At 55.9% G+C, this 25,427-nt stretch carries 18 protein-coding genes; 4 read left to right on the plus strand and 14 right to left on the minus strand.

The genetic code is table 11. The features are described from left to right. Positions 1-339 precede the first annotated feature (339 nt). The 3 genes from SAMA_RS15470 to SAMA_RS15480 all read right to left on the minus strand — a co-directional run bounded on the left by SAMA_RS15470 (position 340) and on the right by SAMA_RS15480 (position 4,221). The gene (locus tag SAMA_RS15470) at positions 340-1,476 is read right to left on the minus strand and encodes a hypothetical protein (protein WP_011761071.1); all 1,137 of its coding nucleotides are present in this window, start codon (positions 1,474-1,476) and stop codon (positions 340-342) included. A gap of 271 nt (positions 1,477-1,747) precedes the next feature. After that, a complete protein-coding gene (locus tag SAMA_RS15475) occupies positions 1,748-2,938 on the minus strand; it encodes a class I SAM-dependent methyltransferase (protein WP_011761072.1) in 1,191 nt (396 codons plus the stop codon). 161 nt (positions 2,939-3,099) lie between these two features. Beyond that, the gene (locus SAMA_RS15480) at positions 3,100-4,221 is read right to left on the minus strand and encodes an endonuclease/exonuclease/phosphatase family protein (protein ID WP_198134287.1); all 1,122 of its coding nucleotides are present in this window, start codon (positions 4,219-4,221) and stop codon (positions 3,100-3,102) included. A 221-nt stretch (positions 4,222-4,442) separates the two neighbouring features. Between SAMA_RS15480 and SAMA_RS15485 the strand changes: the two genes are divergently transcribed. Both SAMA_RS15485 and SAMA_RS15490 read left to right on the plus strand, forming a co-directional pair. Next, a complete protein-coding gene (locus SAMA_RS15485) occupies positions 4,443-6,464 on the plus strand; it encodes a DUF3857 domain-containing transglutaminase family protein (protein ID WP_011761074.1) in 2,022 nt (673 codons plus the stop codon). Positions 6,465-6,470: 6 nt separating this feature from the next. Continuing rightward, entirely contained in the window at positions 6,471-7,604 is a 1,134-nt protein-coding gene (locus SAMA_RS15490; RefSeq protein ID WP_157608352.1) for a hypothetical protein, read from the plus strand. Positions 7,605-7,704: 100 nt separating this feature from the next. On the opposite strand, the gene SAMA_RS15495 is transcribed toward SAMA_RS15490, so the two are convergent. Beyond that, complete coding sequence (locus SAMA_RS15495) at positions 7,705-8,325, minus strand: nitroreductase family protein (RefSeq protein WP_049758035.1); 621 nt, start codon at positions 8,323-8,325, stop codon at positions 7,705-7,707. A 213-nt stretch (positions 8,326-8,538) separates the two neighbouring features. Between SAMA_RS15495 and SAMA_RS15500 the strand changes: the two genes are divergently transcribed. Continuing rightward, the gene (locus tag SAMA_RS15500) at positions 8,539-10,212 is read left to right on the plus strand and encodes a sensor domain-containing diguanylate cyclase (RefSeq protein WP_011761077.1); all 1,674 of its coding nucleotides are present in this window, start codon (positions 8,539-8,541) and stop codon (positions 10,210-10,212) included. A 74-nt stretch (positions 10,213-10,286) separates the two neighbouring features. On the opposite strand, the gene mrcB is transcribed toward SAMA_RS15500, so the two are convergent. From mrcB to SAMA_RS15515, 3 genes are all read right to left on the minus strand, one after another. After that, a complete protein-coding gene (gene mrcB, locus SAMA_RS15505; RefSeq protein ID WP_011761078.1) occupies positions 10,287-12,626 on the minus strand; it encodes a penicillin-binding protein 1B in 2,340 nt (779 codons plus the stop codon). Between the two features lie 12 nt (positions 12,627-12,638). Then, positions 12,639-15,155, minus strand: a complete 2,517-nt coding sequence (gene hrpB / locus SAMA_RS15510; RefSeq protein WP_011761079.1) for an ATP-dependent helicase HrpB — start codon at positions 15,153-15,155, stop codon at positions 12,639-12,641. Positions 15,156-15,238: 83 nt separating this feature from the next. Next, entirely contained in the window at positions 15,239-17,443 is a 2,205-nt protein-coding gene (locus tag SAMA_RS15515) for a putative bifunctional diguanylate cyclase/phosphodiesterase (protein WP_011761080.1), read from the minus strand. Positions 17,444-17,536: 93 nt separating this feature from the next. On the opposite strand from SAMA_RS15515, the gene thpR reads away from it, so the two are divergent. Beyond that, the gene (thpR, locus tag SAMA_RS15520; protein WP_011761081.1) at positions 17,537-18,064 is read left to right on the plus strand and encodes an RNA 2',3'-cyclic phosphodiesterase; all 528 of its coding nucleotides are present in this window, start codon (positions 17,537-17,539) and stop codon (positions 18,062-18,064) included. Positions 18,065-18,068: 4 nt separating this feature from the next. Here thpR and SAMA_RS15525 read toward each other — a convergent pair whose 3' ends face one another. From SAMA_RS15525 to SAMA_RS15555, 7 genes are all read right to left on the minus strand, one after another. After that, a complete protein-coding gene (locus SAMA_RS15525) occupies positions 18,069-18,563 on the minus strand; it encodes a GNAT family N-acetyltransferase (protein ID WP_011761082.1) in 495 nt (164 codons plus the stop codon). A 114-nt stretch (positions 18,564-18,677) separates the two neighbouring features. Then, positions 18,678-19,895 carry an NADH:ubiquinone reductase (Na(+)-transporting) subunit F gene (gene nqrF, locus SAMA_RS15530; RefSeq protein WP_011761083.1) on the minus strand — a complete coding sequence of 406 codons (1,218 nt, stop codon included), beginning with the start codon at positions 19,893-19,895 and terminating at the stop codon, positions 18,678-18,680. A 13-nt stretch (positions 19,896-19,908) separates the two neighbouring features. Further along, positions 19,909-20,517, minus strand: a complete 609-nt coding sequence (nqrE, locus tag SAMA_RS15535) for an NADH:ubiquinone reductase (Na(+)-transporting) subunit E (protein ID WP_011761084.1) — start codon at positions 20,515-20,517, stop codon at positions 19,909-19,911. 10 nt (positions 20,518-20,527) lie between these two features. Continuing rightward, positions 20,528-21,154, minus strand: coding sequence for an NADH:ubiquinone reductase (Na(+)-transporting) subunit D (locus tag SAMA_RS15540; protein WP_011761085.1), 627 nt, complete (start codon positions 21,152-21,154; stop codon positions 20,528-20,530). A 1-nt stretch (position 21,155) separates the two neighbouring features. After that, positions 21,156-21,920, minus strand: coding sequence for a Na(+)-translocating NADH-quinone reductase subunit C (locus SAMA_RS15545; protein WP_011761086.1), 765 nt, complete (start codon positions 21,918-21,920; stop codon positions 21,156-21,158). Next, the gene (locus tag SAMA_RS15550) at positions 21,910-23,124 is read right to left on the minus strand and encodes an NADH:ubiquinone reductase (Na(+)-transporting) subunit B (protein WP_011761087.1); all 1,215 of its coding nucleotides are present in this window, start codon (positions 23,122-23,124) and stop codon (positions 21,910-21,912) included. The genes SAMA_RS15545 and SAMA_RS15550 overlap by 11 nt, the downstream gene beginning before the upstream one ends. Continuing rightward, the gene (locus tag SAMA_RS15555; protein WP_011761088.1) at positions 23,124-24,491 is read right to left on the minus strand and encodes a Na(+)-translocating NADH-quinone reductase subunit A; all 1,368 of its coding nucleotides are present in this window, start codon (positions 24,489-24,491) and stop codon (positions 23,124-23,126) included. The genes SAMA_RS15550 and SAMA_RS15555 overlap by 1 nt, the downstream gene beginning before the upstream one ends. Between the last annotated feature and the right edge of the window lie 936 nt (positions 24,492-25,427).

Raw genomic sequence — 25,427 nt, forward strand, 5'->3', positions numbered from 1 at the left:
TGAGAAAATCTTGAACTAAATATATCAATAGTAACTGTGCTCGATGAGCTGCGGTCACTATACACTTTGTAAGCAGAATAGATAGTTATTTCGTATTTTATTTTCTCATTCTGCGAATTTATCTCGAAAATTTATACGTCAAAAACAGCATCAAAACCTGTTAAATCAGACGACTGCGACCAAAATTCACCTTTTCAAATGTTGACAATGCTTTTCTCGGAAGTGGCAAGTTGCCCAATGCTCACTGACCTAACAAAAAGGCCTGTTCATCAAGAACAGGCCTTTAGAATCCTACCGGGCATGGCTAAAGAACCTCAACCATCGTCCAGCGGTGCGTGTCTAGTCAGTCTCAGCATCAGCAGATGCACCGGCACTGGCCGAGGCCTGTGAGCAATCCAGCGCAAGGCTGCCGCTGCCCACTATTTCCAGCAGATCTTCAGTGCCCGGCAGATTTTCATAGTGCACCATCATGCCCATATTCACCGACGAACCACCCATTGCGCTGGCTGACGCGCTTGCTGCGGCTTGCGCATAGGAAGCAATCGACTGACCTGCATTGGCTATCTCCTGCGCCGCGTTTGCGGCAGAGTCAAAGTCTGACACAACCGGGAGAGAGCCTGATCCTATAATCGGCAAATCCCACTCAAAGGTCAGCATTCCTGCTGCCTGCGCTTCAGAAGAGGCTTCTGCCATGGCATACACCAGTGAGGTGGCAATGGCATCGGCATAGACCTGAGCCAACGCAGAGGTTTGAACATTAAATACGGTGCCACTTGCGGCACTCATCTGCGCAGTAAAGGTCTCTATGTTCGCACCCTGGACATAGAAGGTGCTACCACTGCTGGAGATTCCGCCGCCCGCTGCGCTTGCTGATGCGCTGCTGTCACCGTCAGCACCCGCACCGGACTCGGCATCAGCTGAACTCTCGGTCGCGCCTTCTACTGCGGCAACGGCCTCTGCCGTCGCATTGGTCCCCACTCTGACCCTGATTTCAATCACTTCAAGATCAATCGAAAAATCGATACCTTGAAACACACTTGAATAGGCCTGTGCAATCATCTGGGCGGCAGCCTCTGCTTCGGCACTGGCGGTGGCCGCAGCGCCAACGCTGCCCTCTGCCCCGGAACTTGCCGTCTGGGCAAACAGGGTACCACTGCCCATACTCGCAGTCAGTGCGACCTGATGCACGGCGCCGTTTTTCCCGTGCCTTGTCAGGTCAAGGTTCACACCACCGGAATAGCTGATATCGATGTAGGATGAGGCGGCCGACATGGCACTCGCCAGCGCACTGGCAGAAATATCGAGGTCAGCGTCGTTTGCCATGGCGGATGCCGGAACGATACAGGTGTTTGCCCCAAGCACACTGTCGGATACGGAAATCGTTGTACTACCTTGGGTATTTTCGCCTGGAGGGCTTGCCCAGACGCCAGCGCTTAACAGAGAACTTACCAACACAAAAAGCTTTGTCTTATTCATAGCGGTTCTTCCTTGTTTACCGTGGTCACTGCCATGGCTCGCGACTGAGCCATGGCCGCGTTTCTACTGCCTGAAACAGTATAGAAGTCGGTTTAAAAGCCTCTCAGACGAAATAGTAATAACCATCAATATCAGAAATATACGCACAAAATTATCCATACCAGCTATCTAAAACCCGTGCTTGATGAGTAACCGCAACGTGCCATTTTAAAGGCTCGAAAAACAAAAAAGCCTGCTCATCATGAACAGGCTTTTTCAATAGTGCTTCGCGTTACCAAACCCGGGCAACGAGCCCCTTGAGGTAGAAACCTTCCGGGAAGGCGGCGCCGATGGGGTGGTCCGAGGCCTGGCTCAGGCGCTCGATAAACTGGGCGTCGCGGCCTGCATCCAGTGCGGCATCGGCGACAATTTTCTGGAACAGGTCGGCGGGCATCAGGCCGGAGCAGGAGAAGGTCAGCAGGGTGCCGCCGGGCTTCAATAGCTGCATGGCAATCATGTTGATGTCCTTGTAGCCACGGCAGGCGCCATTGAGCTGGGCCTTGTTATCGGCAAACTTGGGCGGGTCGAGCACTATCACATCGAAGGTTTTGCCTTCGTCGCGGTACTGGCGCAACAGCTTGAATACATCGGCTTCGCTGTAAGTCACATGGTCGTCGTTAAGGCCATTGATGGCCATGTTGTGACGGGCAGTATCCAGCGCCAGGGTGGATACGTCCACGTTTTCGATACTGGCGGCTCCGGCCTTGGCGGCGTAGAGGCCGAAGGTGCCTGTGTAACAGAAACAGTTGAGTACCGACTTGCCTTCCACAAAGCGCCCAGCCATGGCGCGGTTGTCGCGCTGGTCGAGATAAAAGCCGGTCTTGTGGCCCTTTTCCACATCGACGGCAATCTTGATGCCGTTTTCTTCAATAATCAGCGGCATGGCAGGCAGCTCTCCGTGGAGCAAACCCGTCACCAGTGGCAGGCCTTCTTTCTTACGTGAGTCCACGTCAGAGCGCTCGTAAATGGCACACTCCGGGAACTGCTCGGCGAGTACTGATACCAGGGTCTCGCGCCAATAATCAGCACCGGCAGACAGCAACTGACACACCAGCACATTGGCGTAGCGGTCGATGGTGATACCGGGCAGGCCGTCAGACTCGGCGCCCACCAGACGATAGCCGGTGAGGCCCTTTTCGCGGATAAGCGCCTCGCGGCCAGCCTGGGCACGGGCGATACGGCGGGCGAAAAAGTCACGATCGATGGCCTCTTCTTTATCGAAGGTCCAGACACGCACCTGAATCTGTGAGGCATCTGACCAGGCACCGCGGCCAAGCCAGCGGCCATCGTGGGCCACTACATCCACGGTTTCACCGCGCAGGGGCTTGCCCTTGATGTTGTGTACGCCACTGGAGAACACCCAGGGGTGACGACGGTCGAGGGACTTTTCCCGTCCCGGCTTGAGTTTGATGCGAATGCTCATGAAGATGTCTCGATTACGCCCAATAAGGCGTGTTACAGATTGGGAGCGGCGGGTGACACAACTGCTGTTTAGCGGCTGCCGCTGCCGTGGATGGCGGCTATTTTACCCTGCCTGCGCCACCCTGTTAAGGCCGCCTGGAGGCATTCCTGCAAAAGCGGTTTTTATAGCAGCTCAAGCCCTACTACGAGCGCGGCATGGTCTGAGCTTTCGCTGTCTCGCTCGTACTTGGGGCTGCGAAGGTGTTCATCGAACACTGAAAAGTGGCACACCCGGCCACGGGCGGGTGCCAATGCGCCATCAAAGTCCTGACTGAGCAGTATATGGTCCAGCAGGCTGCCGCGGGAGCCCAGATAGTGGGTTGGTCGCCTTGCCCAGCTTAAATCTTCCGTTGAGTCAGTTCCGTGGTGGCCGCCACTTTGCCGGTCAAACAACTGCCCCTCCAGAAACAGCACCGAGGCATCTTTGAGGGTAAAGTGGCTGATGGCATTGGCAAAGGCCTGCTCGCTCAAGCCGCCAAGGCCTGCCGCCTGTTTATCGTTGCCATGAATGGCATCGGCCCCCAGCCAGAAACCGCGAAATTCGGCGGCATCCAAACCGCTGTTAAAGTCACCCATGATCACCATGGGATGAGCAGTTTCATCCCGCCGCATTATCATCGCCTGATACAAGAGCATGGCCTCAAAGCCACGGCGGGCACTGCTGGCAAAGCTGCCGAGTGCACGGTGGGCCAAGAGCCTGGGCGCGGCCTGCATATCACCGAGGGCTTCTGGCTCAAACAGTGGACGCTGGGATTTAAAATGCAGCACATAGATATCCAGCATGCCCCAATCATTCAGGTTGACTGTGGCCCTGAGCACCCTGCGGCCAAAGCGAAAATCCGCCTTAAGATCCATAGCGGCAAGGGCGGCCGGGTCGGGCTCCACCGCCACCACCTCAAGCAGCGGCAAGCGGCTGGCAATGGCTACCACGGGCGCACGGCAGACATAATCCTCGCAGCCGGGCTCGTCCACCACGGCAAAGTGCGGGTAACCCAGCTCCAGCATCAAAGCCTTAAGCTCATCGACACTGAACACCTCCTGAAAACCGATAATGTCGGCTTCGAGGCTGCTTACGCAGTGGCGCAGCCAATTACATTTCTTCTGCCACTGCTCATTGCTGTAGATGCGGTCAAACTCGTAGGCCGCAGCAGGGGGGGCCAAAAAGTTGAACAGGTTCAGGGTGGCAATATCCACCCGGGCCAATTTAGCCAGCCCGGCCACATCGTCACTGTCTGCTTGAACCACAGCTATTGACCCCTGGTCTTTGTTTGTTAAGCCCGCCATTTTGATTCTTGATCTTCCTGCCACTGAGCCTTCTCCGCCTCTCCCGCCATATGAGGCAAACGATGGGAATTGCATAATAAACAAGGAAATTGTGACCCACACTTTGCGACATGTTAGTCAAATGTGATAAATTTTTCGCTCGGTCGGCACATAAGGTGCCACTTCCACTCAAGGACTGCTCAGTGAACCGATGGATCCACTTCCTGCTCGTGACAGGATTGTCTGCATTATTGGCCCTTACGCCAAGCCAAGCCAATACCATTACCTCAGGTGAATACTCCCTCGAAGTCTCTCCCGCCCCGGATTGGGCCACCCACGAGACGCTTCAACCTCTGCCTGCCCAGCTCAATAATGGCCCCAGCCACTTCCGGTTGGTATCGCGGCAAGTGTTGGTATCGCCGTTAACAGATCACTATTTCCTCGAATTTGCTGCCTTGGCGGCCAATCATCAGGGAGTGAAGGAACTTTCCAAGCTTGAGTTGACCTTCAACCCTGCATTCGAATCCATGAAGCTGCACAGCCTGCAGGTGGAACGTAACGGCGTTACCAGCGACAGATTGGCGAAGGCGCGCATCAATATTATCAACCAGGAACCCGAGCTGGTGAATGATTTGTTCCATGGGCTGGCGACTGCCGTGGTGGTGGTTCCCGATCTGCGCGTGGGTGACACGCTGAGATACAGCTACTCGCTCGAGGGCAGAAATCCAGTCTACGGCAAGCAGTTTGGTGGCTACTTTCAGATGGGCTGGGAAGCAAGCGTCGACCTGGTCAATCTGGGCATCATCAACGCCAGTGGTGTCCCCTTGCAGCTCAAACGCCACGAATTGCCCCCCGCCACCGAATCCACAAGCAAATATGGCATCGAGTATCATTGGCGCCAAACCAGGGTGCCCAGATACAGCTATGAAGAAGGTGCGCCGGCAGATGTCAAATGGTCGCCCTATGTCACCTTCAGCAGCAGCGACAATTGGGCCGCCATAGTCAATTGGGCCAGTGGTCTTTACCGGTTTGACAACAGCCCTTCCCCAGCGCTGACCAAGTATGTAAACAGCGTGAGGGCAATGGGAAATCAGGCCAAACAGATTGAAGAAATCGTGCGCTTTGTGCAGCAGGAAATCCGCTATTTTGGCATCGAAATGGGGCAAAGCAGCCATGTACCCCATACCCCGAATCAGGTGTTCGAACGTCGGTATGGCGACTGTAAAGACAAGGCCAACCTGATGAATTTCCTGCTTTCTAACGTCGGCATCGAAAGTTACCCTGCACTGGTTAACACCCGCAGTGGACGCTCATTGCCCGAACAGCAGCCATCCGGCGTGCTATTTGACCATGTTATTAACCTGGTGGAGTTTAACGGTAAACACTATTGGATTGATGGCACCAATCACGTGCAGGCACAGGGACTGGAACAACTGACACAACCCGATTTCGGCTATGCATTGGTGCTGCGTCAGGGTGAGTCGGCACTGACGGCCATGCCACAAAGTTTGCCCGCGGTAGACAGCATCAATGTTGAACAGTCACTTATCGCGTCTGGATATGACAGCCCAGTGGACATGTATGTGGTCAGCCGCTACCGCGGGAAAGAGGCCGATCGGATGCGCTATCAACTTCAGGGGGTCTCGACCTATGATGTGGAGCAGCACTACCTCAACTACTATGCCAAGCTCTATCCCGGTATCCGCCTACAAGAGCCTGTGTTGATACACGACAGCAAAGAAGGTCGAAACGAGATTCTACTCCGGGAGCAATATCAAATAGATAACTTCTGGAACGTCGAAGGCAAAAATGCCAATTTCAGTATGCTGGCCTTCAAGCTTACTGATTTCATTCAACTGCCATCCGTGATCCAGCGTACCCAGCCAATGGCCATATCCGGGCCTGTGACTGTTAATCACACCATTCGGGTGAGCTTACCCCAGCCGGTTCAGGTGCACGTCAACGGGGACGACCTGATAATTGACACCCCCAGTCTCGCCTATCGTTCCAGTGAGCTGGGTCGTCCGGGCACTCTTATCCGTCAACATTCACTGGTCCTGAAGCAGGACAGGATCCCCGCCACCGAGAGCGCCGAGTACTTTGACGCACTGAAAAAAATCGATCGGGATATCTACTACACCGGCACCGCTGAGGGAGACTTTACCCAACCCAGCAACCCCGGTATCGACTATCTGGAACAACACCTGAATACAGGTAATCGCTGAGGAATCATGATGTCCAGACTGCTTTTTTGCCTACTGTTGCCAGTACTCTTGTTGGGCTGCAATGCCACACAAAAATCCACCGACAGCGCACTTACCAACCACAGTGCTTTACCCGTTAACACCGCCGGAAACGGCCAGCTGGAGCGTCTTTACACCTTTGCAGAGCGACTTGCACAGAGGCTGAACAATAAGGATATCGACGGCCTATGGCGCCGGGATTTGGTGATTGAGCATATGCGCGCCACGGGTGAAGAACCCATCAATGCCCAGATGTTTGCACAGCTGTTTGAACACCGCTTCAATACCCTCGTCAGCAACAGTTCAGACTGGCGCGTTGATGCGGTGCGGGATGGGCAAATTTTACTGAGTAACAATGTCAGCGGGTTACCCGGCGTTGCTGTGATTTATTTTCGCACCAATCCTCTGACCTCTGAGCCTGAGCTGCTTGACTGGCAACTTCAGGATGCCTTCTCCCGTGGCAGCAATGTTTTCGGGGCTTATATGCAACATGCCCCAAACCTGACAAATTCGGGATTTTTGGCGCTGGCCTCACATGTAAAGCAGGGGCGTGCACTCAGTCTGGACGAGGTGGTCGAGGTGTATCACAGGTTCAGTGATGAAGTGAAACAAGACCCCATCATTATGGGGGACTTCCTTTCCTTTACCGGCAAACTCGAGATGGACTTACCCCGGGATATTCTGATTGAGATCCACACTAACCGCCCGGCGCTGACCCTGGACAATGGGCAGCCTTTGGCCAACCTGGCTGCCATGGCCGGGGATTTGGACAACAGTCTGCGCGCATTTGAGCTGGGGAAGGCCAATTACGGTGAGACCTCCACCAACCAGCGGCTCATCTATGCCATCAATCTGGCAAGTAGCGGCTTTATTCCTGAAGCCAATAAAGTTTTTATCGAGTATTGCCGCGCCCATCCCCAGGAGTTTCGGGGGGTATTGATCTACTTTTTACTGCTGGTGGAACTGGGCGCCTTTGACGATGCAGCCGTTGTCAAACAGGCGATGCGATTGCAGTTTCAGATAGACCCGGACAAGGAAGTGATCCGCAACAGTGATGACAGCATAGACAACACGAAACTGCGCGCCTTTATGGCCAGTCCCGCCAATCAGGCACTGAACTGACCCGCCCACCTTAACCCATGTCTGCATGGGTTAAGGCCGCCAAAGCCGGCACCAAGAGTACAACAACCGGCTGCACCAATAGTTATTGAAAAACAGCCAACTAGAGAAACGAAGCCACCTGCTCCAGGGATTTCTTTTTCAGGGCATGGTCGGGGACAGTGGCATCCTGGTCGGGATACCCGGCCACAATCAGCATGTAGGGCCGGTCCACATCGTTGTCACGGCCGCAAATTTTGCTCAAAAAGCTCATGGGTTTTGGGGTATGGGTCAGGGTGCCAAGGCCCGCATGGTGCAGTGCCTGAATCAAAAAGCCGGTAGCAATACCAACGGATTCATGCACATAGTAGTTTGTCTTATTATCGCCTTCATCCACACCGCCGCGCTTTTGGCTGAACACGGCAATCAACCAGGGGGCTCGTTCCAAATAGGCCTTATTCGCGTTGGTGCCCAGGGGCTTTAAAGCGTCCAGCCACTCTTCCCCTGCCCGTCCCTGATAAAAACTTTGCTCCAGCGCCTCCGCTTCACAACGAATTGCTGCCTTCACATCGGGACTGGAAATTGCCACAAAATGCCAGGGCTGATGATTGGCACCGCTTGGCGCCGAAGCTGCTGCCAATATGCATTGCTCAATGATTTCTCTGGCCACCGGCTTGTCTGAAAACTTGCGAATGGAGTGACGTCGGCGAAGCTCGATAAGATTGGCCTCTGCGCGGCGACGCATTTCTTCGGGTGGGTATTCAATAAAGTCATTCAGGGGATGATGCAGTTCCGTCACGGGTCAGACTCCTTTTGCCATATTCTTCAGGCATCCACCTTATCAGGAAGCATGAGCAGTCACAGCAAAACCTTTACCGAACAGGTGTAGGTAAAATTATACAAACTACCCATAAATCATTACTATATTTAACCTGATGTCACCACCCAAGGCGAATAGATGAGTTTGCAACAAGCGCTGGGGTTGTTGGCGCTGGTGCTGTTTTCGCTGTTTGCCCACGCCCAGCCACTCACACCGGACGAACTGCCCGGGGATCCCCTGTCCCGGGAGTGGATGTATTTCATTGAGTCCGATAGGCGCATGAGCCCAGTTGACGCCAAAGCCGCCTTCGAGCGTGGACGTTTTGCACCCCATGGCAAAAAGATACCCAGTTTGGGGATAGGTGCCCCACCGCTTTGGCTGGCGCTGCCGTTACAAAACCCGTCCAATACTGACGTTCAGCTCATTTTCGAGCTCGCCAATGCCTGGCAGGATGAATTGGCACTCTATCTGTTTGACCAAAGCGATCGCATGCAGGCCTGGTACGGTGGCGATGTGAATGCCAGGGCGGAAGATGGACGTTTTATGCGCCAGTCTCTGTGGCTGCCCCCGGGCAATCACCTGCTCCTGCTCCGGGTGTCAGGTCCCGATCCCAGGTTGGTCCCCGTTTATCTGACTAGCCCACAGCAAGCCAACCTGCGTAATCGCATAGAACTGCTCAGCTACGGATTTCTCTATGGTGGCCTCTTTGCACTCCTGGGGTACAACTTTATCCTCTTTCTGGGCATAGGCAGGCGTAGCTACTTTTATTACTCGTTGTTTTTATTCAGCTTTATTCTGCTTAATCTGAGCTATACCGGCCATGGTCAGTTCTGGTTCTGGCCCGGGCTGTCCCACTGGCGCCAATGGTCACACCCCATGTTAATGACGCTTTACTGCGTGTCCGGGCTGATGTTTGCGCTGCGTTTTTTGGGTATCGACAAGCTGCGCCCCCATCTGAGCTACATAGTACTGGGATTGGCGGTGCTGATGATGACGGTCCAGGGCGTGGCCATGACCACCGACGATCGCGAACTTGGACTCATCTTCGCCTTCGACTTTGTGTATATCTTTACCTTGCTGATGCCCCTCTTGGGCATACTCGCCTGGCTCCACGGGTTACCCACCGCCAGGCTGTTTTTGTTGGCGTCCCTGTCGACCATGGTAGGCAGCTGCACAACGGGACTGGCGGTTGAAGGCTATATCAGTTTCAACCAGTGGACTTACCGTGCGGCCGAAATAGGCATGTTTATCGACGCCATGTTGCTGGCACTGGCACTGGCGGCCCAGTTTCGCCAGTCAGAGCAGGAGCGCGTACTGGCCCAGCAGCTGGCGGCCACCGATCCCCTTACCGGTATTGCCAACCGGCGTGCCTTCAGTGAGCAATTGCAGCGACTGTGGCACCTCGACAGCCAGCGTCGCTGTCGGGCGCTGATCATGATAGACATCGACAGGTTCAAATCCATTAACGATACCCTGGGCCATGAGGTGGGCGACAAGGTACTGACCGACATTGCCCGGGTAATACGCTACTCGATACGCAACCGGGACCAGTGTGGCCGCTGGGGCGGTGAGGAGTTTGTGGTCCTGCTGGCCTCTGCCAGCGAAGAGGAAGCCGGCATTATCGCCGAGCGTATCCGCCATAATATCGAAAGTCTGAGTTTTCCGGCGCCTGCCAACAAGCTTAAGGTCACCGCCAGTGTGGGCGTGTGTCTGGATGAGGGACACAGCCGCCACGAAGATATTTTGCGGCGTGCCGACGAGGCCATGTATCACGCCAAGGATGCGGGCGGGAACAGGGTTAAACTCGCCTAAGCCCGGGGCGCACCTTAAACAAAAAGCCCGGCGATGCCGGGCTTTTTATCAGGGTGATACTCGCTGAATCTGTGTTAACCACCGATAATTTTTTGCCACCAGGATAGCGGCTTGCCACAGTTTTGTGCCGGCCTCCAGCTGCCTGCTTTTGCAGGCAGTGCCACCGCACCCGGGCAGCCTTTTTCCAGCGCGTTGCCATTCAAATCAAAATAGCCCTGCACCACATCGTCAGGTGGCGTCATCCTCAGCGCCACCGGCGGGCGTGCCTCCAGGAAGGCCTGATAAATCGCCATGGCGCCGCTGGCACCCACCAGTTTGGTCTTGCCGTTATCATCGCGGCCCACCCATACAGCAGCCACGTTCCGCTCATCAAAACCGGCAAACCAGGAGTCACGGCTATCGTTACTGGTGCCGGTCTTGCCCGCCAGGGTCACGTTGGGGAAGGCGCGGCCAAGGCGCGCACCTGTACCTTCCGACACGACACGGGTCATGATGTACTGGGACAGATAGGCCGCCGCTGGCTCAAGCGATTGCTCAGAGGGCAAACGACTGGCCAGAATGGCTTCGTTATTCATATCCAACACATCGGTGACGGTGGATAGCTGGCGATAACGGCCATTGTCTGCGAGTGTCTGGTAAATCTGTGCCACCATCAGTGGCGAGCCATCCACGGCGCCCAGCAGCATCGACGGATAGGGATTAATGGCCTCACCGCGCCAGCCGGCATCGTCGAGGGTGTTAATCACCGCATCCACGCCCACGGCCAGCCCCAGATTCACAGTGGGGACGTTGAGTGATTTGTACATGGCGCGCATCAAAGGCACCTGACCACTGAACGTCTTGTCGTAGTTCATGGGTGACCAGCTCTGGCCATGCTTGTTGGTCACGGTCAGGGGCTCGTCTTTCAACGACGTCATCAGGTTGTAGTTGCTGTCTTCGAGGGCCGTCATATACACGAAAGGCTTGACCAGCGAACCTATGGGGCGACGCATCTCACTGACCCGGTTGTAACCTTCAAAGCTGGGGTTTCTGTCCCCCACCATGGCCGCAATGCCGCCACCAAACTTGTCGGTAACCACCATGGCAGCCTGCAGTTCCTTGGTGTCTTTGCCGATACGGCCCATCACCTCTTTCACGGCCTTCTCGGCGGCTTCCTGGGCGATGGGGTCGAGAGTGGTGTACACCTTGATGCCCGACTCATTGAGCAGGCTGTCCCCCCAGCGCAGCGCCAGCTCTTTTTTCACCTGGGTGTAAAAGGCCGGCATACGCTGATGCACAGGGCGTCCTTCGGGTCTTAAACCCAGGGGCGATTCGGCGGCAATCTGGAAGTCGTTGACACTGATTTTGCCCGACTCCATCAAGAGCCTGAGCACCAGATCACGTCGCTCCTGTGCCCGCGCCGGATAACGCCAGGGATTGTAGTAGGAAGGCCCCTTGATCACCGCAATCAAAAAAGCCTGCTGGGCAGTGGTGAGTTCGGTGAGCGGACGACCAAAGTAAAACTGCGATGCCAGCCCCATACCGTGCACACCACGGGACTTGTCCTGCCCCATGTAAACTTCGTTGAGGTAGGCCTCGAGGATCTCATCCTTGCTGTAGCGGAAGTCGATGATGATGGCCATCAAGGCTTCGCGCACCTTACGGATAAGGGAGCGCTCGCTGGAGAGGAAAAAGTTTTTCGCCAGCTGCTGGGTCAGGGTAGAGCCACCCTGCACTGTGCGCCCGGCGCTGATATTGACAAAAGCCGCGCGCAAAATGGCAAAGGGATTCACCCCGTGGTGCTCGTAAAAGCTGCGGTCTTCCACCAGGAGGAGCGCTTCAACCATGGTATCGGGCACTTCCCTGCGCGGAACAAACAGCCTGTCTTCGCCATCGTCGGCAATCAGTCGGTCCAGCAGCATGGGTTCGAGGTGAAACACCGCCAGCTCACGCTTGTCGCCGTGGCGAGACACCGTAGAAACCCCTTGCGAATCAAATGCAATCATCACACGTGCCGCATCCTGGCTGCCCAGCGGATGCAGGAAGGGACGGCGCCACAAATCGATGCGGGTAGCGGAGGCAGAAAACTCACCGACCTGACGGGGATTGGCTACCTTGCGGTATCCCAACAGTTGGAGTTCGGCCAGCAGTTGATGATGGCTCACGGCCGCCCCCGGATAGAGCGCCATGGAACGACTGTAAATCTGCGCCGGCAGGTGCCACTTCTGGCCTTCAAATTTGCGGGCAATTTGCTGGTCGAGGTAAATGCCATAGGCGGCGCACAGCACCAACACCACCAGGGTCAGCTTCCACAGGAATGACCATATGCGCCGCAGGATCCCGGGCTTATTACGGGCTTTGGCTGACGTTCTGGACTTTGCCGATGCGCCCTTGGCGGGCGCCCTTTTGCCTGAATTCCGTTTATCTGAAGTCATACTTTCTCTGCCTCAGGCCTGGCCCAAGGTCTTTTTCTTGGTAAATTTGGTCGGTAAGGTGTTTGCCGGGTCGTCCGGCCACAAATGCTTGGGATAACGGCCCCGCATTTCCTTTTTTACATCCTGATAAGGGCCTTGCCAGAAGCTGGCCAGATCCGCCGTCAACGCCAGGGGACGCTGCGCCGGAGACAGAAGCTCCATAGTGAGCTTGAGCCGTCCGCCAGCCAATAATGGCGTTGCCGCCATGCCGTAAGCCTCCTGCAATCGCACCCTGAGCATTGCGCGTCCATCATCTTCGTAGCGGATGGGGGCCTGGGTGCCGGTTGCCATAGGGTAATGGGTCGGCAGGGCTTCGTCGAGGGTTCTGCGCAGCTGCCAGTCGAGGCTGTCACGCAGCAGACGACCGGCGTCCAGTTTATTAAACTCATTCAGGCTGTTGATGTTGCCCAAATAAGGGCCGAGCCAGTCTTCGAGGCCATCCAGCAGGGCTTCATCGTCCATGGCGGGCCAGTCACCCCCAAGCAGATTGGCCGCCAGTGAGACCCGGCGCCTGAGCTGCATGGCATCGTCATCCAAGCCAAGGCAAGCCAACCCTTTTTGGCGAATTCGGGCTATCCAGGCACTGGCTTTGAGGGCCGCAGGTACCTGACTCACGGTTTCGCGGCCAAGCACCAGACTGCCCACCACCCGCTGTTTTTCGGCCACAAAGCGGCCACGGCCTTCATCAAACCCACTGACCTCGCGCTCGCTTTGTAAAAACGCCAGCGGGCCGTCAAAGAGGCGCGCATCCAGCATCGCCCCCAGCCACAGACGCCCGGCACTGCGACCTTCGAGCTCACCAAAATCCGCCGCCACCAACATGGGCTCCAGCGCCATGGCGTCACTCTCATCCACGGTAATGCCGGTACCGTTGGCCAGTACAAAGCCATCCTTGCCCCGGGCCATGGCGATACGGTCAGGATACGCCAGCGCCAACAGCAGGCCGCAATCCCGTGGATGAGCGGCTTTGGCCACCGCCGCAAAGTCAGCCTTGATACCGAGTTTTGCAGCCCATTGTTTGGCCTGCTGACCGGTCTGGCCCGACGTTGCCCACCCAAGGTAGTGGCTGATGTCACAGCCCCGGCGCGGCAATCCCCGGCCTTCCAAAATGGCCGCCAGCAGGCACGCCAGAGGCGCCAGGGTGGCATCGCTTTGCGCCTCCCCGAGCGCCCTGGCTTTAAGCAGCATATGCCCCAGTCGGGGATGGCAGCCCAGACGATGGGCATCCCGGCCAAGGGCCGTGAGCTTGTGGTTGTCATCCACCAGCTCCAAATCTTTAAGGAGCGCCCAGGCAAGGGACTCGTTCACTTTTGGCGGCCTTGACAGCAGCTTTAACGCCGCAAAATCCCGCGCGCCCCACACGGCGGCTTCCTGCGCCAGTGATACCAGCTCACTGCGTAATATCTCCGGCTCGTCGGCTTTCACCTGCCTTTCAAACTCATCCTGGCTCCAGAGCCGTATACAGAGCCCCGGCGCCAGACGTCCGGCACGACCGGCACGCTGAATGGCGGAAGCCTGGCTAATGCGCTTAAGCCCCAGGCGGGTAACCCCGGTGCGGGGATTGAAACTGGCCTGTCGCACAAATCCGCAGTCCACCACCAGGGTGACACCATCAATGGTCAGACTCGATTCGGCCACGTTGGTGGCAAGCACCAGTTTGCGGCGCCCATCGGGATCGGCACTGAGGGCCCTGTCCTGGGTATTGGCATCGAGCTCACCATAAAGTGGACAGATGGCAAATTCAGACTCACTGAGACGCTCGGCAAGGTAGTCTTTCAGACGTTCTATCTCGGCTTTGCCCGGCAAAAACGCGAGCACAGTGCCCGGCGTGATCCCCTCGGGCAATGGGCGTTTACCTGTAGCAAGTTCCATCAGGGTTTTACCCATATGGGCCTGCCAATCGGCGCCGGCAGGCACAGAGGCATACTCCACTGCAACCGGAAAACTGCGGCCTTCACTCCTGAGCAATACCGCATCCGGCATCAGCGCCTCAAGCGGCATACCGCTTAAGGTCGCCGACATGGCCAGAATGTTAAGATCATCCCTGAGACCCGCCTGCACTTCCAGCGCCAGCGCCAGCCCCAGGTCGGTACTCAGATGCCGCTCGTGGATTTCATCGAAAATAATAAGCCCTACTCCGTCGAGCTCGGGATCGTCCTGGATCATCCGGGTCAAAATGCCTTCGGTAACCACCTCAAGGCGAGTCTCTTTGGACACCTTACTGTCGCCACGCACCCGATAACCCACCTCGGCGCCAAGCTGGCAGCCGCGCTGTTTGGCAATAAAGCGCGCCACACTGCGCGCCGCCACCCTGCGTGGCTCCAGCATGATGATGCGACCGGATATCTCTGGCCAATCCAGTAATGCCAGCGGCAACGCCGTGGACTTACCGGCACCGGTTGGGGCTTCAAGGATGAGTTGCTGATGCTGGGCGAGCGAGCGTTTCAGCTCGTCAAAGAGATCGCAGACAGGCAGAGCGTTCAAGGGCATTCCGGCGGGTGAAAACAGTGGCGGCCATTGTACAGGAAAGGAAACCACAAGTGCAGTCAGGGCAAGGATGCAGGCTCAGCCACTCAACCAGTAGTTAAGTCGCTAAGCCAGGGGACGCGCTTGCCACTGCTGAGGTTATCCAGCGGCTCCGGCTTGCCGATGGCATAGCCCTGGGCATAGTCCACTTCCAGCTCACGCAGGCGCAGCCCCACCGCCTCAGATTCCACAAACTCGGCAATGACGTCGAAGTCCATATCACGGCCCAGCTGGCAGATTGCATTGACGATGGCTTGATCGGACTTGTTGTCGCAGAGGTTCACCACGAATTGCCCGTCGATTTTGACAAAGTCCACATCAAGCAGCTTCAGGTAAGCAAAGCTTGAAAAGCCCGAACCAAAGTCATCCAGCGCCAGTTTACAGCCAAGGGGCCGCAAGAGCTCAATCAGGGCCTGGGCCTGTTCAAGCTGGCTGACTGCCGCCGTTTCGGTGATTTCAAAACATAGTTTACTCACCAGCTCAGGCTCGGCCATCAGCCGTATCTCGAGCCATTCCATAAACTCCTGGTCGCTGAGGGAATTGGCAGACAGATTGACCGATACCATGTCCAGCTCCTGCCACAACGCCAGGTGATTGCCGCCCCAGCGCAGCAGGTTGTCTATCACCCATCGGTCTACCCTGGATGCCAGGTTGTACCGCTCGGCGGCGGGTAAAAACAGCCCCGGCGACAACATCTTGCCATCGGGCCGCTGGAGACGAAGCAGTATTTCCATATGAATACCGGCCTGCTCGTTCAAAAGCGGCTCAATAAGTTGATAGTAAAGCTGAAACTGGTTTTGCGACAGGGCATCTATGATGTCCACCGAGGCGGTCATCTCACTGTAAAGCCGGTTCATTTTCGGGTCGGTGGCACAGTAGATATGCCAGCCATTGCGCCCCTGTTCCTTGGCGAGCCGACAAGCCGCATCGGCACGGCTCATCAGCACATAAATATCGTTGACCCCGGCATCGAGGGGGGCAACCCCCATGGAAACTGACACATTGTGACGCCGGTGTTCCCAGTAAAACTCGTGTTCAAACAATTGAGTACAAATGCGCTGGGCAATGACTTTGGCGGTATCCTCGTTGCAGTAGTGCATCAGGATGGCAAATTCATCGCCGCCGAGGCGGGCCACGGTATCCCCTTTGCGCACCAACTGCTTGAGCCTCAGTGCAACCTGACACAGCAGCTTGTCACCGGCCTGATGACCGCTGACATTGTTGATCACCTGAAACTGGTCCAAATCGAGAAATGCCACGCAAATGGGCTCTTCCGGTATTTGCTGCAGGAGTTTGTCGAGCACGGCCTCGAAATGGGAACGGTTTGGCAGCCCGGTGAGGGCATCGTAATTGGCATGAAATGAGAGCTCATCGGCAAGCCGGTGGCGCTCACTCACGTCTTCCGCCAGCATCAGTAAGGTCCCCGGGTCGTCTGACATGGTGCTGAAACTCAGCTTTATCCATTGCTGATTCAGCAGCGGCCCCTTCATGGAAATCTCGCACCAGGCCTGACTCAACACCCCATCGCGCACCACCTGCAGCGTATCCTGCAGCATGGCCTCTTCCTCCGGCCTTACCAATGCCAGCAGGTCCTGTCCATCGCTCACCGGCAGATTCTGGCGGGCTATGCTGTTTAACAGCTTTACCCTGTTACGTCTGTCCACCAGTCCACAGGCCAGCGGCAACTGATTGAACAGCTCCTGATAGCGGCGCTCGCTCACGGTCAAAGCCTGGGCAATACGGGTCAGCTCCATCACGGCACAGATAAGGGTGGCTGCAATGCCAAGCTCATCCATAAAGGCCTGCGACCACTCTCTGGCACGTTCGCAATTAACGGCCCCCAGGGCAATCTGGGTTTCACCAAAATGCACCGGCGTGAGCACCAACAGGCTCTTTACCCGCCACTCCCGTAAAAAGCGCTTCTCTTCAGCCGCCTCTGAGGGCAGCCTGGCGATGTCGGGCACATTAAGGAGCCTGGGTTGGCGCATTAAACGTCTGAAATACGGCATACGTGCCAGCGGCCAGTGGCGCACCTGATTGTTCGGCACGCTGCCGGGTTTGAGGTAAATATTGCGGGGGGTGACACCGGGTTGCCGGGTCGAGGCAGAGAGCACAAACACGCCATCACAGTCGAGCTTCGCCGTCATGGTTTGCAGCGCGCGATCGACATTCTGTTCCAGCGTTACCAGCGGGACATCCGTGAATATCCCTGCCAGTGCAGCATGCAGCGGGTTTAACTCAGGCAATGACATATTGACGCTTTCCTTCCCGGAATAGCTGTTACTTGCATTCAACCAAGAGTATAGGCAAGGTTTGGCTACTGACGTAGACAAAGGTAAGCCTTTATGTCTGATGCACAAAGACTATTTTTAGGATTCGCACTTTCGGACCAAGAGGGCGAATCCATACTTAAGCTGCAAAAACGCCTCGGCGCCCCCGGAAAAACCGTGGAAAAAGCCAACCTGCATATGACCCTGGCCTTTTTGGGGCAAACCAGCCAACGTCAGTGCCAAAGACTCGAAGCTGCACTCGAAGGCATCACCATGCCAAAGTTTGAGCAGCGGCTCGACTCCCTGGTTCACTGGCGCGGCGCCGGTGTAGTCTGTTTGTGGGGCCAGGCCACAGACTCAGGCCTGACAGACCTTTACCACGGATGTCAGTCCCTTTGCCAAAACCTGGGGCTGCATCAGAGTGAGCACGACTTTAACCCCCATATCACCCTGTTTCGCAAAGCCAAACAATTCTCCATCCCAGAATGGCAACCGGAGCCTGTGATACTGCGGCCCGAGCGCCTTAATCTCTACCTTTCCAACAGCACCCCTGCCGGTGTTCGTTATGAAGTGCTGCAATCCTGGCCCCTCGGCATTACCTGACACATCAGGGCCTGGCAGTCAGATTCTTGTACATAATGCAGCAATCCAGGGTAAAACCCCGGGGGCTGTGGTAGCGCGAGCGCACCTCTTCCCCAAAGCCGCACGCTCGATAGAAGGGCACGGCATTGAGGGTGGACTCCAGCCGGAGCCTGTTGATACCCTGCGCCAGGGCCAGCTCTTCCACAAAGGCCATCAGCTGCTTACCCACGCCGCGCCCCATCATGTCCGGGGCGACAAACACCGCCTCGAGTTGACCTTCACCGTTCTGAAGCTCCGGATGGGTCAGGTCCAACATGATGCTGCCTACCACCCGGGCGCCATCTTTCATCACATAAAAGCCCTGAGCCACCACGGCGGTAAAGCTCTGGGTCAACTCACCTTCGGTCCAGCGTGCGAGACTCTTATCGTCGTAAAAGCCCTTGCAACCCACAAGAATGGCGCTGTTGCGTAAATCCCATATCGCCTGTGCATCCTCTGCCGTCGCTTTACAAAGCTCCATTGCCACTCCTGCTCTGGCCAATTTTCACTAACATATCATGGTCAATCACTTGAAAAAACGTAAAAAAAATCCCCACCTGTCGGTGGGGATTGAGGGATGTTTTACACCTAGGTGTCAGCCACCAAAGTCATCCAGCAGAATGTTGTCACGCTCAACGCCCAAGCCTTCCAGCATGGCAATGACTGAGCTGTTCATGATGGGCGGGCCACACATGTAAAACTCGCAATCTTCCGGCGCCTTATGCTGCTTTAAGTAGTTCTCGTACAGCACGTTATGGATAAAGCCGGTGTAGCCTGTCCAGTTGTCTTCCGGCAGTGGCTCAGAGAGCGCAATATGCCATTCGAAGTTGGGGTTTTGGGCGGCAAGGCCATCGAAATCTTCCTGATAGAACACCTCACGCAGGGAGCGGGCCCCGTACCAGAAGCTCATCTTGCGCGAGGTTTTCACCCGCTTGAGCTGATCAAAAATATGGCTTCGCATCGGCGCCATACCGGCACCACCGCCAATAAACACCATCTCCGCGTCTGTCTCTTTGACAAAGAACTCACCAAAGGGGCCTGAAATAATCACCTTGTCGCCGGGCTTTAAGTTAAAGATGTAAGAAGACATCTGTCCCGGTGGCAACTCAGGGCTTGGCGGCGTAGCAATACGCACGTTCAGCATGATACGGCCCTGCTCTTCCGGATAGTTAGCCATGGAGTAGGCGCGCATGACCTCGCTATCCACTCTGGATACCAGATTAAAGAGGCCGTACTTTTCCCAGTCATCGCGGAAGATTTCTGGAATATCAAAGTCTTTGTAGTGTACTTCGTGGGCAGGGGCTTCAATCTGAATGTAACCACCGGCCTTGAAATGCACTTCTTCACCTTCGGGCACTTTGAGCAGCAGCTCCTTGATGTAGGTGGCGGTGGAGCGGTTGGAAATCACCTCGCACTCCCACTTCTTCACCCCGAAGATCTCGTCATCGAGCTCAAGATCCATATCGGATTTCACCGCCACCTGACAGGCCAGACGGCAACCCTCTTTGGCCTCTTTCTTGGTGATATGGTCAAGCTCGGTGGGCAGAATATCGCCGCCACCGGACTTCACTTTTACCCGGCACTGACCGCAGGTACCGCCGCCGCCACAGGCAGAAGGCACGAAGATATTTTTGCCGGCCAGGGCGCCCAAAAGCTTGCCACCGGCAGGCACGGCCACGGTTTTATCTTTATCCTCGTTAATGCGAAGCTGCACATCGCCGCTTGCCACCAATTTACTGCGGGCAATCAGGATGACTGCCACCAGGATGCACACCACCACGGTGAACATACCCATTCCAATCGTCATTTCCATGGATGTTCCTCCGTTACAGGCTGATACCGGCAAAGGACATAAAGCCCAGCGCCATCAGCCCTGTGGTGATAAAGGTGATACCAATGCCCTGTAACCCTTCGGGAATGGCATTGAACTTGAGGCGCTCGCGAATACCGGCGAGCAGCACAATGGCCACTGCCCAGCCGGTACCGGCACCGGCGGCGAACACCGCTGACTCGGTCAGGGTATAGTCGCGGTTGGCCATAAAAATCACCCCGGCGAAGATGGCGCAGTTAACCGTCAGCAGTGGCAGGAAGATCCCCAGGGTCTGGTACAGCACTGGCATAAAGCGGTCGAGCACCATTTCAAGGATTTGCACCAGCGCCGCAATCACCCCGATAAAGGTGATGAGCTGCAGATAGGACAAATCCAGCTCAGGGAAGCCAGCCCACGCCAGAGCACCCGGCTTAAGTACGGCCACGTAAATCAGCTGATTGAGCGGCACCGCCAGCACCATCACCACAATCACGGCAATGCCGAGACCGAGTGAGGTAGACACCTTCTTCGACACCGCGAGGAAGGTACACATGCCCAGGAAGAAAGACAGCGCCATGTTGTCGATAAATGACGCCTGGATAAACAGATTAATGTAGTGTTCCATGACGTTATCCTCAGGCCTTGGCGCGCTTGCGCTGAGCTATGTTAACCACCCAGATAATCACGCCAATCAGGAAGAAGGCGCTGGGAGGCAGCTTGAACATCTCATTGGGCAAATACCAGCCGCCCTGCTCAATGGTCTTCAAAATGCTGTGACCAAACAGGGTGCCCGAGCCCAAAAGCTCGCGCACAAAGGCGACGCTCAACAGGATAAAGCCGTAACCGGCGGCATTGCCGATGGCATCCATCACCGACAGGTGTGGCGGCTCTTTCATGGCAAAGGCTTCGGCGCGGCCCATCACAATACAGTTGGTGATAATCAGACTCACAAACACCGACAGCTGCTTGGATAAGTCCGGCGCCACGTCCTGAAGCACCATATCCACCACAATCACCAGCGAGGCGATAATGGTCATCTGGGCGATGATGCGCACGCTGTTGGGGATAAAGGCGCGAATAAGCGAGATAAAGAAGTTGGAGCACACCAACACAAAGGTCACCGCCAGTGTCATCACCAGCGCGGTTTGCATGGAGTTACTCACCGCCAGGGCCGAACAGACCCCCAGCACCTGCATGGCCACCGGGTTATTGGCAAACACCGGGCGCATCAGGAGTTCACGATTGGATAATACTGCGCTCATCTCACACCCCCGCCGCTTTCAGTTTGCCCAGCGCGGCTTCAAAGCCTTCGGGGCCAAACCAGAACTGCACCGCCTTGGCCACGCCCGCACCTGTGCGGGTGGCACCGCTCACGCCATCCACGGCGCTCAAATCACCGGCCTTGGCTTCGCCCTTCACAATCTTGAAGGCCACATCGCCCTTGGCGTTGAAGATTTGCTTACCCTGCCACTTGGCGAGCCAGTCGTCGTGATTGATAAAGTCGCCGATACCCGGGGTTTCACCGTGCTCGTAAAACACAGCGCCCGTGATGGTGTTGAAGTCGGCCTTCACCCCCACAAAGCCGTAGATAATCGACCACAGCCCCTTGCCGTACACCGGCAGCACCAGTGCCTGCAGCTCGCCCTTGTCGTCCAGCACCTTGAAGATGCGGATTTCGTTGGCGCGGGTCTTGATGCGGGCCGTGTCTTTGGCAATCTTGCTGGAAGTCTCCGGGTTGATGGCCGCCATGCGCTCGTCATAGTCGAGAATGTTGTCGCGCTCATGCAGCTCGCCTGTGGCGAGGTTTACCATCACCGGGCGAACCCGCGCTTCGAAGGTGGCTTTGACATCACTGACATCCTTGATGTCGGCGGCAATCAGCACGTTTTGCATCAGCTCGTTGCGCTTTTTCACCAACTTGCGCTCCTTGAGCACATCGGCGGTGCCGGTGATCATAAAGGAGCACACCAGGCACAGAACGACCGTGAAGGTCATGGTGCCGAGAACACTGTCTTTGTTAAAGGCCATTGCGCTTCAGCCTCCGTTTGATATTGAATCTTGCCACCAGCGAATCCAGCACAGGCGCCCACAGGTTGGCGAACAGAATCGCCAGCATGATGCCCTCGGGCTGCTTGACGTTGGCAACGCGGATAAGAATGGTCATGGCGCCCACCAGGATACCGAACATCAGCTTGCCGGGACGGGTGTAGGCGGTGGTCACAGGGTCGGTTGCCATAAACATCATCCCCAGCGCAAAGCCGCCGGTCACCAGATGCCAGGTCCAGGGCATGGCCGCCATGGCGTTTTTACCGTCGCCAAACACATTGAACAGCAGGGAAGTGGCAATGGCACCCACAAGTACGCCCACCACGATGCGCCAGTCGGCGAGACGGGTAAGGATAAGCAAGAGACCACCGGCAAAAATCGCCAGCGCCGAGGTTTCACCAATGGCACCCACTTCGAAGCCTAAGAAGGCATCCCACCAGGCGGCGTCGTTAAAGGCGTGGTACCAGGGGTACTCGGCAAACTTCATCTTGTTGGCCGCAACCTGCGCCAGGGTGGTGGCCGAGCTGTAACCATCCACCGCCACCAGCTGCGCCGAAGTAGTCACTTCGCTTGGGTAGGCAAAATAGATAAAGGCCAGGCCCGCCAGCGCGGGATTCAGGAAGTTGTAACCCATGCCACCGAAGAGCTCTTTGGCCACCACAACGCCAAAGCTGATGCCCATCACCACCAGCCACAGGCTGATATTGGCGGGCAAACACAGGCTGAACAGCAGCGCGGTAACAAAGAAGCCTTCCTGCATTTCCTGGCGTCTTGCCCTGGCAAACACCATTTCCCAGAACATGGTGGTAACGAGCGCCGCGAGATAAATCGGCAGGTAGTAAATCAGGCCGTAAGCCATCAGACCAAAGATGCCGGTGCTTTCAGTCAGGCCGCCGAAGATGGCGCTGTAAAAGCCCTGATGCCAGTTATCCAGTGGCGCGCTGCCCGCCAGTATGGCGATTTGCGCCTGCAGCCCGGTGTTATAAATGCCAAACAGGATGGCAGGCAGCAGACACAGGCCCACCAGGGTCATGGTGCGCTTCACTTCAATGGCATCACGCACGTGCACCCTATCCTGGGTGCTGGCGCCATGGCCGATAAACAGCGAGCGGAAAAAGTCTTTCATCGTGTGTCCGGGAGCGTAGTAAGCGTCCTGGGCACTGGGTTTCTTTGTGGGCTTGCTCATTAGCCTTCCCTCTCGATAATCGTCAGGCAGGCGCGAAGCTCCTGGCCAAAATCGTACTTACTGGGGCACACGAAGGTGCACAGCGCCAAATCTTCTTCATCCAGCTCCAGCGCGCCCAAAAGCTGCGCCTCGTCGGTGTCACGTACCACCAGATCCCGCACCAGCAGAGTGGGCAGAATATCCAGCGGCATCACCCGGTCCAGCTGACCGAAGGCCATCATGGCACGCTTGGCACCGCCGGTATGGGTGGTCATGTCGTAGAGCTTTTTGGGCAAAAAACGCGACAGCACAGTACGGGTGATGGAGAACTTGTCCCGGCCAAGGCGAACCCAGGGCAGGAATTGCTCGCTGTCATCTTCGGTAACAACCGAAATCTGTGGATGGAAGCGACCGAGAAAATCAAAGGCGCCGCGGGCGGTATGGCCAGAAAGCACTGAGCCGGATACCACGCGGGAATGTACCTCGTCTTTGAGCTCACCCTTCACCAGATCGCTGACCTTGGCACCCAGCACTGTGGCAATCAGCCTTGGCTTAAGCACATTGGGGCCGGCAAGGGACACGATGCGGCGGTTATCCAGCTGTCCCGTGGTAAAGAGGCGACCGACGGCCATCACGTCCTGATAGCCTATGTGCCACACCTGACGCTCCATGCTGACGGGCATCAGCATATGAATGTGAGTGCCCACTAACCCAGCAGGGTGCACACCCTGGAATCTGTGGGTTTGCACCCGCGGCAGTTCGGCACCCGGCAGCAGCTCATGATTACCGTCCTGACACAAAAACACAGGCCCGTCGGTGAGGTGAGTAAGTACCTGCATACCGGCGGCGAATGCATCCACATCGGTATTGATAATAATGCGCGGATCAGCGGCCAGCGGATTGGTGTCAACCGCCGTAACAAACAGACCGGCAGGCGCTGAGCCCGGTTTGGGCGCGCGGGAGAATGGACGGGTGCGAAGTGCGGTCCACAAACCACTTTGCAGCAGTTTGTCCTGCACCTGCTCTCGGGACAGGGCGGCAAGGTTTGCCTCAACGCCAAAGTCGATGCTCTCATCAGAGCCATCACAATCGATGACCACCGACAGCAGCAAGCGTTTGTCGCCTCTGTGGATAGCAGACACAATCCCGGCGCAGGGCGCGGTAAAGCGCACACCCGGGTTGCTCTTGTCTTCAAACAGCGCCTGACCCTTGATGACCCGCTCGCCCTCTTCCACCAGCATGGAAGGCTTAAGCCCCACATACTCCTTGCCAAGCAAGGCCAATTGGGAAGGTTTGGCGGCTATGTCTATCTCTTGCCTTGGCGCACCTGCAATGGGCACATCCAGGCCCTTTTTCACTGTGATTATCGCTTCGGAATAATCTGCCATGATTGCGGTCGCTCTCTTGGAAAATACACTGCGAGCGATCGTACCCAGTTGAGACACAAAATTCCGTCAGCCACATCACAAATGGCTTAAATATGAAATTTAACTACAAAATAGCCCAAATTCCCGTAAATCCGGCGATGAAACGTCCTGTCACCATGCCATTTTGTCATAAAGTTACATAAATTCAGCTAAAATTAATAATATAAAATATTTAGAATTAACAGCTAGATAGGCAATAACACATGCGCCAGATCACGCAATTTTGCGACGGCACAGTGCCCGATTTGATGAAAAGCAACGCCAACCCTCTTGTGCGTTGAATAGCAAAACGGCGGGTGATCCAAATCCCAATTCCAACAGAAAGCCTGTGTGACCGCTCAGGCACCCCTTGGCATTTCCATGACCCCCGCCCCGAAAATGCCCCAAAATGATGCAACCCAAAACTTATCATTCGTGAGTTGTATAGAATCAAAGGGAATAATAAAACCGGCAGACCAGACCCACTTTCCGCGGCTCACGCTTTGTGATCCCAAAATAACAAGCAGGGTTCAGCGATACCCGCCGTTAAGCTGAATGTCTGGGGTGAAGCCAGGCTCTCACCCGCCTGAGTTCGCCGGTTTAGGCCACACAAACAACACCTACCCATAAAGCAATAAGCTGTTAGCCGGGAAAAAGGTGAATTTTCCCGTCTGCTTCACCCGGAAAAAACAGCGGCTGCTGAGGAAAAAGGCGAGTCAGAATTAACGCGCTTCCCCATGATCAGTGCAGTTAAATAAAGAGAACGACCTCGCCCGATACTATGCGGATGATGGGCGTCAGCTCAGACGCATCCCCTACGGCCAATAGGGTTTTCCACCGCCCTTGGCGATTGGTCGATTTTTAAATGACCTCAGTGAAAAACAAGAATCAATTTCATTTAACTCCTTCATTTTTCAG

This window comes from Shewanella amazonensis SB2B (assembly GCF_000015245.1).
GTDB lineage: Bacteria > Pseudomonadota > Gammaproteobacteria > Enterobacterales > Shewanellaceae > Shewanella > Shewanella amazonensis.